This is a genomic window from Actinomadura sp. KC345 (genome assembly GCF_004348515.1).
GTDB lineage: Bacteria > Actinomycetota > Actinomycetes > Streptosporangiales > Streptosporangiaceae > Spirillospora.
This window is the reverse complement of the sequence record NZ_SMKH01000195.1, coordinates 1-14,849: the sequence shown is the minus strand read 5'-3', so window position 1 is coordinate 14,849 and position 14,849 is coordinate 1. Positions and strand designations below refer to the sequence as shown.

14 protein-coding genes are annotated in these 14,849 nt (G+C 72.6%); 3 read left to right on the top strand and 11 right to left on the bottom strand.

All coding sequences use genetic code 11. The features are described from left to right. Together E1281_RS26845 and E1281_RS26840 are read right to left on the bottom strand one after the other, a co-directional pair. A partial coding sequence (locus tag E1281_RS26845) for an MFS transporter (RefSeq protein ID WP_207943506.1) occupies positions 1-1,276 on the bottom strand: 1,276 nt, incomplete at its 3' end. Between the two features lie 29 nt (positions 1,277-1,305). Then, positions 1,306-2,202 (bottom strand): zinc-binding dehydrogenase, encoded by an 897-nt coding sequence (locus E1281_RS26840; protein ID WP_131882479.1) that lies wholly within the window; start codon positions 2,200-2,202, stop codon positions 1,306-1,308. A gap of 100 nt (positions 2,203-2,302) precedes the next feature. On the opposite strand from E1281_RS26840, the gene E1281_RS26835 reads away from it, so the two are divergent. Next, positions 2,303-2,695 (top strand): helix-turn-helix domain-containing protein, encoded by a 393-nt coding sequence (locus E1281_RS26835; RefSeq protein WP_131882477.1) that lies wholly within the window; start codon positions 2,303-2,305, stop codon positions 2,693-2,695. Positions 2,696-2,741: 46 nt separating this feature from the next. On the opposite strand, the gene E1281_RS26830 is transcribed toward E1281_RS26835, so the two are convergent. Both E1281_RS26830 and E1281_RS26825 read right to left on the bottom strand, forming a co-directional pair. Beyond that, positions 2,742-4,127, bottom strand: coding sequence for a glucose-6-phosphate dehydrogenase (locus E1281_RS26830; protein WP_131882475.1), 1,386 nt, complete (start codon positions 4,125-4,127; stop codon positions 2,742-2,744). Next, positions 4,124-4,963, bottom strand: coding sequence for an SMP-30/gluconolactonase/LRE family protein (locus tag E1281_RS26825; RefSeq protein WP_131882474.1), 840 nt, complete (start codon positions 4,961-4,963; stop codon positions 4,124-4,126). Before E1281_RS26825 ends, E1281_RS26830 begins: the two co-directional genes overlap by 4 nt. 311 nt (positions 4,964-5,274) lie before the next feature. Between E1281_RS26825 and E1281_RS26820 the strand changes: the two genes are divergently transcribed. Then, positions 5,275-6,654: an FAD-binding protein gene (locus E1281_RS26820; RefSeq protein WP_131882472.1), complete on the top strand. Its 1,380-nt coding sequence runs from the start codon at positions 5,275-5,277 to the stop codon at positions 6,652-6,654. Between the two features lie 6 nt (positions 6,655-6,660). Here E1281_RS26820 and E1281_RS26815 read toward each other — a convergent pair whose 3' ends face one another. Continuing rightward, the gene (locus E1281_RS26815) at positions 6,661-7,557 is read right to left on the bottom strand and encodes an ABC transporter permease (RefSeq protein ID WP_131882470.1); all 897 of its coding nucleotides are present in this window, start codon (positions 7,555-7,557) and stop codon (positions 6,661-6,663) included. Positions 7,558-7,706: 149 nt separating this feature from the next. On the opposite strand from E1281_RS26815, the gene E1281_RS26810 reads away from it, so the two are divergent. Beyond that, positions 7,707-8,915 carry an RNA-guided endonuclease TnpB family protein gene (locus E1281_RS26810; protein WP_131882468.1) on the top strand — a complete coding sequence of 403 codons (1,209 nt, stop codon included), beginning with the start codon at positions 7,707-7,709 and terminating at the stop codon, positions 8,913-8,915. A 14-nt stretch (positions 8,916-8,929) separates the two neighbouring features. On the opposite strand, the gene E1281_RS26805 is transcribed toward E1281_RS26810, so the two are convergent. Genes E1281_RS26805 through E1281_RS26780 form a run of 6 tightly spaced genes read right to left on the bottom strand, consistent with a single transcriptional unit; the run spans position 8,930 to position 14,807 of the window. Then, positions 8,930-9,856 carry an ABC transporter permease gene (locus tag E1281_RS26805; protein ID WP_131882467.1) on the bottom strand — a complete coding sequence of 309 codons (927 nt, stop codon included), beginning with the start codon at positions 9,854-9,856 and terminating at the stop codon, positions 8,930-8,932. Then, on the bottom strand, positions 9,853-10,122 hold the full coding sequence (locus tag E1281_RS26800) for a hypothetical protein (protein WP_131882465.1): 270 nt from the start codon (positions 10,120-10,122) through the stop codon (positions 9,853-9,855). The genes E1281_RS26805 and E1281_RS26800 overlap by 4 nt, the downstream gene beginning before the upstream one ends. Positions 10,123-10,139: 17 nt before the next feature. Beyond that, positions 10,140-11,156: an ABC transporter ATP-binding protein gene (locus tag E1281_RS26795; RefSeq protein WP_131882464.1), complete on the bottom strand. Its 1,017-nt coding sequence runs from the start codon at positions 11,154-11,156 to the stop codon at positions 10,140-10,142. After that, positions 11,153-12,184, bottom strand: coding sequence for an ABC transporter ATP-binding protein (locus E1281_RS26790; protein WP_131882462.1), 1,032 nt, complete (start codon positions 12,182-12,184; stop codon positions 11,153-11,155). Before E1281_RS26790 ends, E1281_RS26795 begins: the two co-directional genes overlap by 4 nt. Then, the gene (locus E1281_RS26785) at positions 12,181-13,257 is read right to left on the bottom strand and encodes a class I SAM-dependent methyltransferase (protein WP_131882460.1); all 1,077 of its coding nucleotides are present in this window, start codon (positions 13,255-13,257) and stop codon (positions 12,181-12,183) included. Before E1281_RS26785 ends, E1281_RS26790 begins: the two co-directional genes overlap by 4 nt. A 2-nt stretch (positions 13,258-13,259) precedes the next feature. After that, a complete protein-coding gene (locus tag E1281_RS26780) occupies positions 13,260-14,807 on the bottom strand; it encodes an ABC transporter substrate-binding protein (protein ID WP_131882459.1) in 1,548 nt (515 codons plus the stop codon). Positions 14,808-14,849: the final 42 nt, after the last annotated feature.

The window sequence follows — 14,849 nt, the reverse complement described above, 5'->3', positions numbered from 1 at the left end:
GGCGGAGGGGGAGGAGGGCCAGGAGGCCGGCCAGGAGGACCAGGGCTATGCCGGCCATGCCCGCGCGCTGGGTGCCGAAGAGGGCGATGAAGCCGCTGAAGGCCAGGGGGCCCAGGAAGCTCACGGCGCGGCCCGTGGTGGCGTAGAGGCCGAATGCCTCGCCTTCGCGTTCGGGGGCGACGATCCGAGCCAGGTAGGTGCGGCTGGACGACTGGGCCGGGCCGACGAAGGTCGCCAGCGTCAGACCGCATATCCAGAACGCGACCTTGCCCGACAGGGCGACCAGGGCGAGGCCCGTCAGGATGAGGCCCGCGAGCGCCGTCACGATCACCACTTTGGGGCCGAAGCGGTCGTCCAGGCGTCCGCCCAGGACGGCGCCGGTGCCGGCGGTGAGGTTGGCGGCGATCGCGAAGACGACCACCTCGGTGGCGGTGAAGCCGAACGTGCCCGCGGCGACCACGCCGCCGAAGGTGAAGATCGCGGCGAGGCCGTCGCGGTAGACGGCGCTGGCGACGAGGAAGCCGAGCGTCCGGCGGTCGGTGCGCCACATCGCGCGGAGGCGCCTGGCGAGGACGGCGTACCCGGCGAAGAAGTTGCCCCGTGGCCGTTCCCCGAGGGCCGGGGCCTCCGGGACGAACAGCAGCAGCGGGAGCGCGAACAGCGCGAACCACAGGGCCGAGAACAGGGCGACCACGCGGATGTTGAGGCCGTCCTCGGAGGTCACGCCGAACAGGCCGACGTCGGGCTGCACGAAGGCGAACAGCACGATCGCCAGCGCGATCAGGCCGCCGAAGTAGCCCATCCCCCAGCCGAAGCCGGAGACGCGGCCGATCGTCGCCTTCGTCGAGATCTGCACGAGCATCGCGTTGTAGTTGACCTCGGCGATCTCGAAGAACACGCTGCCCGCGGCGATCAGGACGAGACCCGGCAGCAGGTAGGACGGGTCGTCGCGGACGAAGAACAGGCCCGCCGTGCACGCCACCACCAGGCCGGTGTGCACGGCCAGCCACAGCTTGCGCCGGCCGCCGGCGTCGCTGCGCTGGCCGGTCACGGGGGCGAGCAGGGCGACGAACACCCCCGCGACCGCCAGCGCGACACCGAGCGCCTGCGACCCGGCGTCCTCGTCCTCGGCCACCGCGTCGGTCAGGTACACGGTGAAGACGAAGGTGACGATGACGGCGTTGAACGCGGCCGAGCCCCAGTCCCACAGCGCCCAGCTGATCACCCTGCGCCGGGCGGAGGACGTCACGGCGGCGGGAGAGGTGTCCGGGTGCACACGGCGACGCTAGCGGATGACCGCGGGTCTCACGGGAGCAGGAGCCAGCGGCCTCGGTTGCCGCCGCCGGCGACCTTGGCGTACGCCGTCGCCGCCTCGGTCAGCGGGACCCGGCCGGCCACCCGCAGCTCCAGGACGCCGGAGGCGGCGAGGTCGAGCAGCTCGGCGAGCTTGGCGGCGTCGGGTTCGACGTTCATGACCGTGACGTCGATGCCCCGCTCGGGCGTCGCGGGAGTCGCCGAGGACAGGCCCACGAACGTTCCGCCGTCGCGGACCGCGACCAGCGCCTCCGCGTGCAGGAGGGCGGCGTCGGCGACGGCGTCGAACGCGGGCCCCGGCGGTTCGGTGGCGAGGTCGCGTGCTCCGGCCCGCAGCAGGAAGTCGCGGTCGGACTCGCGGGCCAACCCGGTGACCGTCCAGCCGGCGCGGGCGGCCAGCGCGACGGCGTACCCGCCCACGGCGCCGGCGGCGCCCGTGACCAGCAGCGTCCGTCCGTCGGCGGGGCCGAGCCGGTCCACCATCTGCGCGGCGGTCAGGGCGTTGACCGGAACGGACGCGGCGTCGACCGGGTCGAGGCCGTCCGGCAGGTGGCCGGCGAACACCGCCGGCAGGACGGTCTCCTCGGCGTGCGCGCGGACCGGGGCCGCGGTGTCGAGGTGCGCGGCGGCGACGGGGTCGCCGACCGAGAAGCCCGTGACCTCGGCGCCGGTCCCGGTGACCACGCCGGTCAGCGACCAGCCGAGTCCGGCCGTGCCGGTGAGCCCGAAGATCGTCCGGCCCAGGCCGCTCTCGTAGAGGGTGTCGACGGGGTCGACCGATGCCGCCGTGACGCGGACCCGCAGGTCGGTGGGGCCCACCAGGGGCAGCGTCACGTCGTCCAGGGCGGGCGCGGGGTCGTCGGCCTTGGACACGATGGCGAGCGTCATGAGGAATCTCCTTCAGTGGATGTACTACACCACCTTCGGTGACTTACTCTCTTATCGGAAGTAGGCACTAAGAAGTGGTGTACGCACCCGGAGGTGAGTCATGGACGCGACCACCGCGGACGGGTCGGCGGCGCGGTTCGATGTGTTCGCCGCGTCCTGCCCCAGCCGGAGGCTGCTCGACGCGATCGGCAACAAGTGGGCCGGCCTGGTGATCGTGGCGCTGGGGCTGAAGGGCCCGATGCGCTATTCCGAGCTGTCCCTGCGGATCGAGGGGGTGAGCCAGAAGATGCTCACCCAGACCTTGCGGGGGCTCGAACGCGACGGGCTCGTCACCCGCACCGTGACCCCGTCGGTGCCCGTCCGCGTCGACTACGAGCTCACGCCGCTGGGGCTGTCGCTGCTGGAGATCATGCGGCACCTCAAGGACTGGGCCGAGACGCACATGTCCGAGGTGGACGCCGCGCGGACGGCCTACGACCGGGCGAGCGCCTGACCGGCGCTGTCGAAGCCGAACAGGAAGCCGCCGATCGGTTGCGAGCTCATGTCGCCCGGTCCTCCCAGGTCGCCGGGCCGGCGCTGCCCGCCCGGTAGTCGTCGAGGGGGACTCGGCCGGCGCGCCAGGCGTCCAGCACCGGTTCGACGGCGCGCCAGGACTCGACCGACATGTCACCGCGCACGGACAGGGGGTTCCCGTTCGTCAGGACGCCCCGGAGCACTTCGCCGTACTCCAGAAGCTCACCGGGGCCGAAGTCGGCGGCGAGCGTCACCGGATCGATGTCGAACGGATCGCCGGGGCCGTTGATGTTGAGGTCGAACTGGAGGCGCCGGGGGCCGATGCCGATGCGCAGCCGGTTGTCGACGGGCGCGCCGGTGAGCCCCGGCGGGATGCGCGGGGGACGCTTGAACGTGAACGCGACCTCCTGCCGGGGCGACCCGATCGCCTTCCCCGAGCGGACGCGGAACGGCACGCCCGCCCACCGCCAGGTGTCGACCGCGAAGACGACCTCGGCCAGCGTCTCGGTCTCGCGGGCGGGGTCGACGCCCTCCTCGTCGACGTAGGACGGGAATGAGCGGCCGTCGATCTCGCCGGCGGTGTAGCGGCCTCGGCGGCTGAACCGCCCGGGATCGTCTCCCCGGACATGGGTCGCCCGCAGGACCCGCGCCTTCGCGTCCCGGACGTCGAGCGGCTCCAGCGTGCTCGGCGGCTCCATCGCGGCGAGCGCCAGCACCTGGAGCAGGTGGCTCTGGATCATGTCGCGCAGCGCGCCCGCCGTGTCGTAGAAGCCGGCGCGGCCTTCGAGCCCGAGCGTCTCGTCGAACACGATGTCGACCGCGGCGACGTGCTCGGCGGTGAGCAGCGGTTCGATCACCCGGTTGGCGAACCGGACGCCCAGGATGTTGAGCACCGTCGACATGCCGAGGAAGTGGTCGACGCGGTGGACGTGGTCCTCGTGCACGAGCCCGCCGAGCAGCTCGTTCAGCTCGGCAGCGCTCGCCGCGTCGTTGCCGAAGGGCTTCTCCAGGACCAGGCGCGTACCGTCCGGCACGCCGATCCGGGCCAGCGCCCGGCACGCCTCGGCCGTCACCGCCGGGGGCAGCGCGAAGTACAGCGCGAGGGCGCCGCGACGGGACTCCAGCAGGCGGCGCAGATCGTCCTCGTCGGCGGCGTCGGCCGTCATGTAGCGGGCGTTCCGGGCCACGGCGTCGACGGCCGGGCCGCTCGCGCCGCCCTCCGCGAACGCCTGCGCGACGACCGTCCGCCACTCGGCGTCGGTCCACTCGCCGCGGTCGCCGCCGATGAGGAGCAGGTCGTCCAGCGAGGACGTGGCGACCAGGCCGCCCAGGCCCGGCAGGAGCAGCCTCGCCGTGAGGTCCCCTCGCGCCCCGAGGACGATCAGCGTGCGCCGTCCCCTGGCGGCGCTCATCCGGCGAACTCCCGAGCCGGGACGCCGCGCACGCCGGGCGTGCAGGTGAACAGCGCCCCGGCGTCCGGTTCTTCGCCGGGATCTAGGTGTTCGCGGGACGTCGTGATGAACAGCCGGTCGAGGCCGTCCCCGCCGAAGGTGCAGGCCGTCGTCTTGGCCACGGGTACCTCGACGACGTGGTCGAGTGTGCGGTCCGGTGCGTACCGGCGGACGGAGCCGCCGTCGTACAGGGCCACCCACACTCCGCCCTCCGCGTCGACGGTCAGGCCGTCCGGGCTGCCCAGCGCGGCGGCGAAGGGGCGGCGCCCGGTCAGCCCGCTCTCCCGGTCGTAGTCGAAGACGTCGACACGGCCCGTCGCGGTGTCGGCGTAGTAGGCCCGGGTGCCGTCCGGGCTCCATTCGAGCCCGTTGGAGATCGTCACGCCGCCGACCACGGTCGTCACCGAGCCGTCGGGGTCGAGGCGGTGCACCGCTCCCGCCCCTTCTCGCTGGTCGTAGGCCATCGAACCGCAGTAGAAGCGCCCATCGGGATCACATCCCCCCTCGTTCATGCGGACACCGGCGTCGCCCCACAGGGGGTCGAGGGCGGTCACCGTCCCGTCCGCGTCCTCAAGCGCGAAGCCGCGTTCAACGCCGATGACCGCGCCGCCCCGCCGCCGGGGCCGTACCGCGGCGACCAGATCCGCGACGTGGCGCCGGGCGACCGTCCCGTCCTCGGCGAGCGACAGGACGTCTCCCGCCAGCATGTCCAGCCAGCGGAGCCCGCCCCACGCCGCGGACCAGACCGGCCCCTCACCGTGGTAGGCGACCGGCCCGGTGATCTGCTCGGCTTTCACCGGCCCCCCTTGAAGACTGGCAGGCGGCAGGAGGCCGCCCCCAGCGCGACTACCCGCTTTGGGGCGAACCTCACCTCGTCGCCAGGCTCACGCCGGAGCGGTGCCGCGCGGGGAGCCGACGTTCGTTTCTTCTAGAGAAACAAAACGGAACGGCCAGCCACGTCACCCGCCTTGTGCGGCGGGCTGAGGATCGACGCATTGGCGATGACATTGCTGGATATTGACCTTTCGGTGGAGCCGGTGACACGATGGGAAGGATGGTCGAGTGATGTTCCTCTTAGCGGAACGAGTGGGAGTGCGAGGGCGTCGGTTTGAGTGATGGCGGGCCTGACCTGATCGTGGCGGGTGCGGGAGGTGGGCTCGCCGGGGCGCTGCGGGCCGCCGAGCTGGGGCTGCACGTGCTGGTCGTGGAGTCCAGCGAGCACTACCGGCGCGGCAACAACACCTCCATGTCCACGGCGATGTTCCCCGGCGCGGGGTCCCGGTGGCAGGGCGCCGAGGGGGTCGACGACTCGCCGGAGCGGTTCGTCGACGACATCATGGCCAAGACCGGCGGGCAGGCCGACGAGCGGCTCGCGCGGACGCTCGCCCGGGTCAGCGCGCCCCTGGTGGAGTGGATGGCCGACTCGCTGGAGCTTCCGCTGTCGCTGGTCACCGACTTCAACTACCCGGGGCACTCCGTCCCGCGCTGCCACTCGGTGCCGGGGCGGCACGGCTCGTCCGTGATCGACCATCTGGCGCGCCTCGTGCGCGACCACCCGGACATCGACATGCTCGTCCCGGCCCGGCTGGTGGACGTGGCGACCGAAGAGTCCGGGGCGGTCCGGGGCGCGGTGGTGCGCTACCCCGACGGCACCGAGGAAGAGATCCCTGCGGGGGCCGTACTGCTGGCCACCAACGGCTTCGGCGCCGATGGCGAGCTGGTCGCCGAGCACCTGCCGGAGATCGCCGACGCGCTCTACCAGGGCAGCGACCAGTCGCTCGGCGACGCGCTGCGCATCGGGGACCGGGCGGGTGCGGCGACCGGGTACCTGGACGCCTACCAGGGGCACGGCGCGGTCGCCGCGGGCGCGGGGACGCTGCTCGGCTGGGCGACGATCATCCACGGCGGGATCCTGGTCGACACCACGGGGCGGCGGTTCGGCGACGAGACGCGCGGCTACTCCGAGTACGCCGCCGAGCTGGCCGCGCGTCCCCGCGGCACCGGCTGGATCGTGCTGGACGAGAAGATCTACGAGCAATGCCTGCCGTTCAAGGACTTCCGCGACGTCGTCGAGTCCGGCGTCATGGTGTGGGCCGACGACGCGGCCGGGCTCGCCGAGGCCACCGGGCTGCCCGCCGAGGCGCTCGCGGAGGAGCTGGAGACGTCCGCGGCGGCGGCGCGCGGGGAGCGTCCCGACGCGTTCGGCCGCGCCAGGTGGGAGCGGCCGCTGACCGGGCGCTACGCCGCGGTACGCGTGCTCCCGGCCCTCTTCCACACCCAGGGCGGGCTGCTGGTCGACGAGCACGCCGCCGTCGTCGACCGCCGGGACCGCCCGATCCCCGGCCTGTACGCGGCGGGCGGCGCGGCGGCGGGCATCTCCGGGCACGGCGCGGCCGGGTACCTGCCGGGCAACGGCCTGCTGCCCGCGTTCGGCCTGGCCTACCTCGCCGCGAACGACGTCGCCCGCCGCCACACCCCCCAGCGGTGACGCGGGTTACCAGAGTTCCGGGTCTTGGTCGGTCCGGACGGACGGGTTCAAGGCGTCCCTCAGTGCGTCTCCCAGCAAATTGAACGCGACTACGATCAGCATGATCGCCAGGCCCGGGAAGACCGTGGCCCACCAGGCGAGCCGGAGCGTGGTGCGGGAGTCGGCCAGCATGCCGCCCAGGGAGAAGTCCGGCGGCTGCACGCCGAGGGACAGCATGCTGAGCGCGCTCTCCACCAGCACCATGACTCCGGCGCTGGTGGACCACAGGATGATCACGGGGCCGAGCACGTTCGGCGCGATCTGCCGGAACAGGATGGCGGGCGTGCGGACGCCGACCGTGCGGGCGGCGGTGACGAACTCCAGCCGCCGGGTCCGCGCGACGGAGTCGGCGATCGTGCGCGCGTAGTTCACCCAGGCCCAGAACGCCAGGACCGCCATCATCACGCCGATGCCGGGTCCGATGACGGCGGCCAGCGCGACACCGACCGCGACGAACGGGATGGCGAACTGGATGTCGGCGAGGCGCATCAGCACCATGCCGATCGTGGTCTCGTAGTAGCCGGCGATCAGGCCGAGCACGAGGCCGAGCACCGCGGAGGCGGTGGCGGTCAGCACCCCGATCATCATGCTGAGCCGGAGCCCGTACAGGAGCCGGCTGAACACGTCCCGGCCCAGGGTGTCGGTGCCGAGCAGGTGCGACCACGACGGGCCCCGGTTCGCCTCCGCGAGGGTCTGGGCCGTCGGGTCGTACGGCGCCAGCACCGGCGCGAGCAGGGCCGCCAGCGCCAGCAGGCCCAGCAGGACGAGGGCCAGCCGCCCGGACGCGTCCGCCCAGACCCGCGCGAGCGTCTCTGCGGCGCGCGACCTGCTCCGGACGGCCGTGTGCAGAACGCTAGGCTTCATCGTTTACCTCCGAAAGAATCTCCCGGCTTTGGCGGAGGGAGCCACCGGCCCCCGCGGAGTAGGACTGGGGCCGGCGGTTCGCAGTCAGATGGACCGGTGCACACTGCGGCGGGACGGTCCTTAACTGATCTTGCGGTACTTTCTGAGGCATGGCGCGACAGGTGAAGCGGGCTTTCCGGTACCGCTTCTACCCCACGGACGAGCAGGCGGTGGAGTTGTCGCGCACGTTCGGATGCGTCCGGCTGGTTTACAACCGGGCGTTGGAGGAACGCACCCGTGCCTGGTACACCGAGCAGCGCCGCATCTCCTATGTGCAGTCCTCGGCCGCACTGACGCAGTGGAAGAAGACTGAGGAACTGGCCTTCCTGGGTGAGGTGTCGTCGGTGCCGCTGCAGCAGGCGCTGCGCCACCTGCAGGCCGCGTTCGCGGCGTTCTTCGACAAGCGTGCGAGGTATCCGCGGTTCAAGTCGCGCAAGAAGTCGCGCGCCTCGGCCGAGTACACCCGGTCGGCGTTCCGGTGGCAGGACGGTCGGCTGACCTTGGCGAAGATGTCGGAGCCCCTGGCGATCGCGTGGTCGCGGCCGCTGCCGGAGGACGCCGAGCCGCCCACCATCACCGTCAGCCGGGATACGGCCGGGCGCTGGCTCGTGTCGATCTTGTGCGCCGACACAATCGGGCGACTGGATCCGGCGGAGACAGCGGTGGGGGTGGACGCGGGGGTCACCTCGCTGGTCACACTGTCGACCGGTGAAAAAATCTTCAACCCCCGGCACGAGCGGCGCGACCGGGAACGCTTGGCTAGGGCACAACGGGATCTGTCCCGCAAGACCCCGGGGTCGGCGAACCGCGACAAAGGCAAAGCCCGGGTGGCTCGAATCCATGCCCGCATCGCCGACCGGCGCCGCGACTTTCTGCACAAGCTGTCGACTCGGCTCGTCCACGAGAACCAAGTGGTCGTGATCGAGAATCTCAACGTCCGCACCATGGTGAGGAACCACAGTCTCGCGCGCGCGATCTCTGACGCGGCGTGGCGGGAACTCCGGACGATGCTGGAGTACAAGGCCGACTGGTACGGCCGCGAACTCGTCGTGATCGACCAGTGGTTCCCCTCCTCCAAGATGTGCTCTCAGTGCGGGCTCATCACTGGGCCAAAGCGCCTCAACGTGAGGGAATGGTCGTGCGAGTGCGGTGCCCAGCATGACCGGGACGTCAACGCCGCGCGCAACATTGTGGCCGCCGGGCTGGCGGTGTCGGCCTGTGGAGCCGGTGTAAGACCTCAACGGGACTCCTCCCGGACGGGGCAGTCGGCAACGAAGCAGGAAACCCAACCGGCAACGGTTGGAACCCCCCGCCTTTAGGTGTGGGGTTGAGGTCAAACCGCCGCCTTCGTGCGCAGCCGTGGGTCCACCAGGCGGACGACCATGTCCACGCCGATGTTGACCAGGGTGATGAGCATGGCCACGCAGAACACGCTGGCCTGTACCAGCGGGAAGTCCTGGTTGGTCACGCCGCGGATGAGCAGCGCGCCCAGGCCGTTGTAGTCGAGCAGCGGCTCCAGCACGAGCAGCGCGCTGAACAGGAACGAGAACTCGATGCCGAGCCAGGCGAGCATGGGCGGCAGCGCGCCGGGGAGGGCGTGGCCGAGCAGGACCCGCCAGGGCGCGACGCCCTTGGAGCGCGCCGTCAGCACGTAGCCCTCGCCGAAGGCGTCGAGCAGCTGGCCGCGGGCCATCCTGGCGCTGGTCGAGACGGCGGTGACGGTGAGCGCGACCACCGGGACGACGAGGCTGGCGTATCCGGTGTTGCCGGTCGCGGGGAGCCAGCCGAGGTTGAGGGCGAACAGCAGCACGAGCAGCAGCGCGAGCCAGAAGTACGGGATGCTGCCGGTCACGAAGGTCCCGGCCATGATCAGCCGCCCGCTGGGACGCCCGGGGCGCAGCGCCGCGACCACGCCGATGCCGAACGACAGCAGCACCGCGAGGACGATCGCCGGCAGGACGATCCACAGGCTCGGCCCGATGCGTTCGACGACCATCTGCCAGGCGGGCTGGTCGAAGGCGAACGACCGCCCGAAGTCGAGGGTGAACGAGGCGCGCAGCGCGTCGAGGTACTGCACGGCCAGCGGCGCGTCCAGGCCCAGGCGTTCCCGGGTGGCGGCCAGGACCTCGTCGGACGCGTCGGGCGGCGACAGCAGCGCGGCCGGGTCGCCGGCCATCCGGGACAGGACGAACAGGAACGTCGTCACGCCCCAGATGACGAGGAGCACCAGGAGCAGCCGCCGGACCAGGTAACCGATCATCGGGCCGCCGCCACCGACTCCAGCAGGCGCTCCAGGAAGATCCGGCGCTCCTCCGCGAGCCGTTCCCGCGTCGCGGGTCCGGGCTGGTGCAGGTCGATGTCCGCGCGGGTGATCGAACCGCGCTCGTCCAGCAGTTCCTCCAGCACGGCGAAGCGGTCCCGGAGCACCCACACCTCGGAGGCGACCTCCATGAGCGCGTTGAACAGCGCGTCCATGGGGACGTTGCCGTCCAGGTAGACGGGGTCGTCGGCGGCGAATCCTGGCATCGGTGTCACCCGCCTTTCTACGTGAGCGTGGGGGCGGCCAGCGGCGGGGCCGCGGGCGCGTGGGCATGGGCGTCGGCGCCGCCGGGACTGAGGTCGCCGGGGTAGTGGCAGGCCACCAGGCGCCCCGGTGCGGTCTCCTGCAGCGGCGGGACGTCGGTGGCGCAGCGGTCCCGCGCGATCGGGCACCGGGACCGGAACACGCAGCCGGACGGCCGGTCGACCGGCGAGGGGATGTCCCCGGACGGGACGATCCGGTGCTCGGCGTCCCGGCGCATCGACACCAGCGTGGCGGCGTACGGGTGCAGCGGTTCGGCGAACAGTCGCGCGGTGTCCCCGACCTCCACCACCCGGCCCAGGTACATGACGGCCACGCGGTGCGCGAGGTGCCGCACGAGCCCGAGGTCGTGCGTGATGAACAGGTACGAGAGCCCGAGGTCGCCCTGGAGGTCCTGGAGCAGGTTGACCACCTGCGCCTGGACCGACACGTCCAGCGAGGCGGTCGGCTCGTCGGCGATGATGAGCGACGGGTCCAGCATCAGCGCGCGGGCGATGCCGACGCGCTGGCGCTGCCCGCCGGACAGCTCGTGCGGGTACCGGCCCGCGAACGACGGGTCCAGCCCGACCCGCTCCATCATGGCCGCCACCGACGTCCGGCGGGACGCGGCGTCTCCGGCCCGGTGGGTGCGCAGCGGTTCGGCGAGGGCGTCCCCGATCCGCTGGTAGGGGTTCAGCGAGGTCGAGGCGCTCTGGAACACCATCGCCATCCGGCGCCGGACCCGCCGGCGCAGCGCGGCGCCGCGCAGCCCGGTGATGTCGGCGCCCTCGAACTCGATCCTTCCGGCGGTGGGACGCTCCAGCCGGATCATCAGGCGCGCGAGCGTCGACTTGCCGCTGCCGGATTCGCCGACGAGCCCGAGCGTCTCGCCGCGCCCGATCGAGAGGGAGACGCCGTCCACGGCGCGGAGCGTGCGCCCGCCCGGCACCCGGAAGTCCTTCACCAGCCCGTCGACGCCGGCCACTTTTTCGTTCGTCATGGGCGCTCCTTCGTCAGGACGGCGCGTTTCCCCGCCGCGACGGAGCCGTAGCCTTCGGCGCGGATGCACGCCACCAGGCGTCCGGGCACCACCTCCCTGGCCGCCGGCCGGACGGTCGCGCACGCGTCGGCCGCGCTGGGGCAGCGTTCGGCGAACGCGCAGCCGGACGGCTCCTCGGACGGCGACGGCGGCCGGCCCGCGATGGCGTGCAGCCGGCCCTCCCCCGCGAGGCCCGGCGCGGACCGCAGCAGGGCGTAGGTGTAGGGGTGCCGCGGCCGGGCGAGCACCTCGGCCGTCGGGCCCTGCTCGACGATCTCCCCCGCGTACATGACGACGAGCCGGTCGGCGATGTCCGCGATCACCTCCAGGTCGTGGGTGGCGAGCACGATGGACAGGCCCAGCTCGCGGTTGAGGTCGCGCAGCAGCTCCAGGATCTGGGCCTGCGTGGTGACGTCCAGCGCGGTGGTCGGCTCGTCGCAGAACAGCACGTCCGGCCCGGCCACGAGCGCCATCGCGATGACGATGCGCTGGGCCTGCCCGCCGGAGATCTGGTGCGGGTAGCTGCGCATCCGCGCCGCCGGGTCGGGGATGCCGACGCGTCCGAGGGTCTCGCGGGCGAGTTCGCGGGCGGCGGCGGCCGACAGCTCCGGGTCGGCGGTGCGCGCCGACTCGACGAGCTGCGCGCCGACCCGTTTCATCGGGTGCAGCGCCCGCCACGGGTCCTGGAAGACGATCCGCGCCCGCCCGGCCCGCAGCCGCCGCAGCTCGCGTTTCGGCAGGGCGAGCACGTCCTCGCCCGCGCACTCGATCGAGCCGCTCACCTGGGCGCCGGGCGGCAGCAGCCGCAGCGCCGCCAGGATGGACGTGGACTTGCCCGATCCCGACTCACCGGCGATCGCGACGACCTCGCCGCGGCCGACGCCGAACGTCACCCCGCGCAGCACCCGCAGCTCGCCGCCCGCGGACGGCAGCGACACCCGCACGTCCCGCATCCCGAGCGCGGCACCCCGCTTCGTCAGGGCGGTCATGACCGCGGCTCCGCTGGGCGGCGGGCGAATGTCACCCACGGGTAGGAGCCCGGCCCCATCCCCTCCTGCCGGACGCCGGTGAACCCGGCCGCCTCCGCGACGGCCGCCAGGTCGGCCTGCGCGGCGGGGCGCCACCACGGCTCGTGGCCGTGCTCGGCGTCCCAGTCGTCCAGCCACGCCTGGTACGCGCCGCGCCGCCGGTACGGGGCGACGTCGGAGAACACCAGGTCGCCGCCCGGCCGCAGCAGCCGGAACGCCTCGGCGAACACCTTCTCGACCGCGTGCGGCGGCAGCTCGTGCAGCAGGATGAACGAGGTCACCAGGTCGTGGCCGCCGGCGGGCAGGCCGGTGTCCTCGGCCGGGGCCCGCAGCAGGTCCCAGCGCAGGCCGCGGTCGGCGGCGCGGCGCTGCGCGTACCGCAGGGACGCGGCCGACAGGTCCACGCCCGTGATCCGCGCGGCCGGGTACCGCTCGGCGAGCTTGAGCGTGTACTGGCCCGTCCCGCAGCCGAGGTCGCAGACCGCGGTGTAGTCCTCGCGCGGCGCCGCGTCCGCGACCTTCGCCCGCTGCGCGAAGATGTCGCCGTAGGCGGGGACCAGCAGGTGACGGTAGACCAGCTCGTGGTGGACGAACCCCATGTGCTCGTGGCCGTCCCAGCCGCCGCGAGTGCCGTGGAACTCGTACTTCCAGTAGCGCGGGACGGCCTCGTCGCCCCGGTCGGCGATCGCGTCCGGGTCGGGCGCGGACGCGAAGCCGGCGAGGGCCTCGCGGCGCGCGGCGAAGGCGTCCTCGGCGCGCGGCGTGAGCATCCGCCGGTTCCAGCGCAGCGCGGCGCCGACGACGGCCTGTTCGGGCGTCCCGGCCAGCTCCGCGTCCACCGCCTCGCGGAGCCGGACGATGTCGGTCTCGTCCTCGCCCCACCCGGCGGCCTGCGGCGAGGCCTCGACGCGGGCGCGGACGCGGGCGCGCAGCGGCGCCAGTGCGGCCCGCGCCCCGGCGAGGAACTCCAGCTCGGCCCGGCCGCGCTGCTCCAGCAGCACGGCCGGGTTCATGCCGTCCGGGACCGCGGTCATGCTCAGCCCTCCCGCTTGGCGATGCCGTCGAGCTGGAGCATCAGCCCGTTGCCGTTGTCGAACCCGGTCACGCCCCTGCGGTGGGCGCCGACCGTCGGCGCGCCGTAGGTGTAGAGGACGTAGGACTTGTCGAGCAGGTGCCGGGAGCACTCGGCCAGCTTCTGCTCGCGCTTGGCCTTGTCCAGCTCGGTGCGCTGCGCGGTCATGAGGTCGTCCCACTCGGCGTCCTTCACGAACGGCTTCTTGGACGAGGAGACGTGCGAGAACGGGCGGTCGGCGTCGAAGATGCCCGTGTAGGACGCGCCCCGGTAGAAGATGTGCGCGTCGGACCCGGCGCGGAACGTCTTCACCCAGACCGGCACCTCGACCGCGTTGATCTTCGGCTGGAAGCCGGCGGCCTTGAGCTGGGCGCCGATCGCCTCGTACAGCTTCTTGTAGAGCGACATCCCGAAGATCTCGACCTCCGCGCCCTCCGCGCCCGCCGACCGCAGCAGGCGCTTCGCCTCCGCCGGGTCGAACCCGGGCCGGTGGATGTCCTGGCTGTAGCCGAACACGCCCTTGACCGGGAGCTGCCCGTCCTCCAGCACCCCGGAGCCGTAGGTCATGGTGTCGATCAGCGCCTTGACGTCGAGCGCCATGATCGCGGCCTGCCGGACGCGGGCGTCGTCGAACGGCGCCTTGGTCGTGTTGAGCTGGAACATGTTCTGGTTGCCGCTGAAGTCGGTGGCGACCGTCAGGTCGTCCCGGTCCGCCAGCGTCTTGATCGTCTCGGCGCCGAGGTTCTGCGCGGCGTCGATCTGCCCGGCCTCCAGCGCCGAGGCCATCGCGCCCGGGTCGCTGAAGTACCGCAGCGTGATCTCCGGCGTCTTCGGCTTGGTGCCCCAGTAGCCGTCGTACGCGGCGAACTCGATGCCGCGGTCGACCGAGAAGCTCTCGATCCGGAACGGCCCGGAGCCGACCGGCGCCTTGGCGAACCCGTCCGCGCCCTTGCTCTCCCATTCCTTCTTGGGCACCACGAAGATCTGGCCGATGCGGCTCAGCAGCAGCGCGTCCGGCTCCTTGGTCTCGATCTCCACCGTGGTCGCGTCCACCTTGCGGACGTCGTCGACCGTCGGGATCAGGGAGGCGAGCGCGTACTGCTCGGCGAGCAGCTCGGTGAAGCTGAACACCACGTCGTCAGCCGTCACCGGCGCCCCGTTGTGGAACGTCACGCCCGGCCGCAGCTTGAACCGCCACACGGTGTCGCTCCTGCGCGTCCATTCCTCGGCGAGGCGCGCCTCGGCCTCCCCGGTGCCGCGCAACTGCCGCACCAGGGAGTCGAACGCGTTGAACTGGAACGTCGTGTACTGCTCCTGCATCGGGTTGAGCGTCTCTTCGACGACGACGGTCCCGATGGACAGTCCCTTCCGGGTGCCGCCGGACGCGGAGCCGCCGGGGCCGCCGCAGGCGCCGAGCAGGCCCGCGCCCGCCACCGCGCCGCCGAGCGCGAGCCCGGCGCGCAGGAAGCCCCGCCGGTCGAGCCCGCTCATCGCACCAGAACTCTCGCCCACTGTGGCCGCTCCTTCGGATCGTTCGGTTCCGCCCGCGAGGGG

Coding starts and splice junctions, on each gene's coding strand:
- E1281_RS26790 (WP_131882462.1), bottom strand. CDS start 12,184: ATGACCGCCCTGACGAAGCGGGGTGCCGCGCTCGGGATGCGGGACGTG.
- E1281_RS26785 (WP_131882460.1), bottom strand. CDS start 13,257: ATGACCGCGGTCCCGGACGGCATGAACCCGGCCGTGCTGCTGGAGCAG.
- E1281_RS26830 (WP_131882475.1), bottom strand. CDS start 4,127: ATGAGCGCCGCCAGGGGACGGCGCACGCTGATCGTCCTCGGGGCGCGA.
- E1281_RS26810 (WP_131882468.1), top strand. CDS start 7,707: ATGGCGCGACAGGTGAAGCGGGCTTTCCGGTACCGCTTCTACCCCACG.
- E1281_RS26815 (WP_131882470.1), bottom strand. CDS start 7,557: ATGAAGCCTAGCGTTCTGCACACGGCCGTCCGGAGCAGGTCGCGCGCC.
- E1281_RS26795 (WP_131882464.1), bottom strand. CDS start 11,156: ATGACGAACGAAAAAGTGGCCGGCGTCGACGGGCTGGTGAAGGACTTC.
- E1281_RS26805 (WP_131882467.1), bottom strand. CDS start 9,856: ATGATCGGTTACCTGGTCCGGCGGCTGCTCCTGGTGCTCCTCGTCATC.
- E1281_RS26835 (WP_131882477.1), top strand. CDS start 2,303: ATGGACGCGACCACCGCGGACGGGTCGGCGGCGCGGTTCGATGTGTTC.
- E1281_RS26800 (WP_131882465.1), bottom strand. CDS start 10,122: ATGCCAGGATTCGCCGCCGACGACCCCGTCTACCTGGACGGCAACGTC.
- E1281_RS26840 (WP_131882479.1), bottom strand. CDS start 2,202: ATGACGCTCGCCATCGTGTCCAAGGCCGACGACCCCGCGCCCGCCCTG.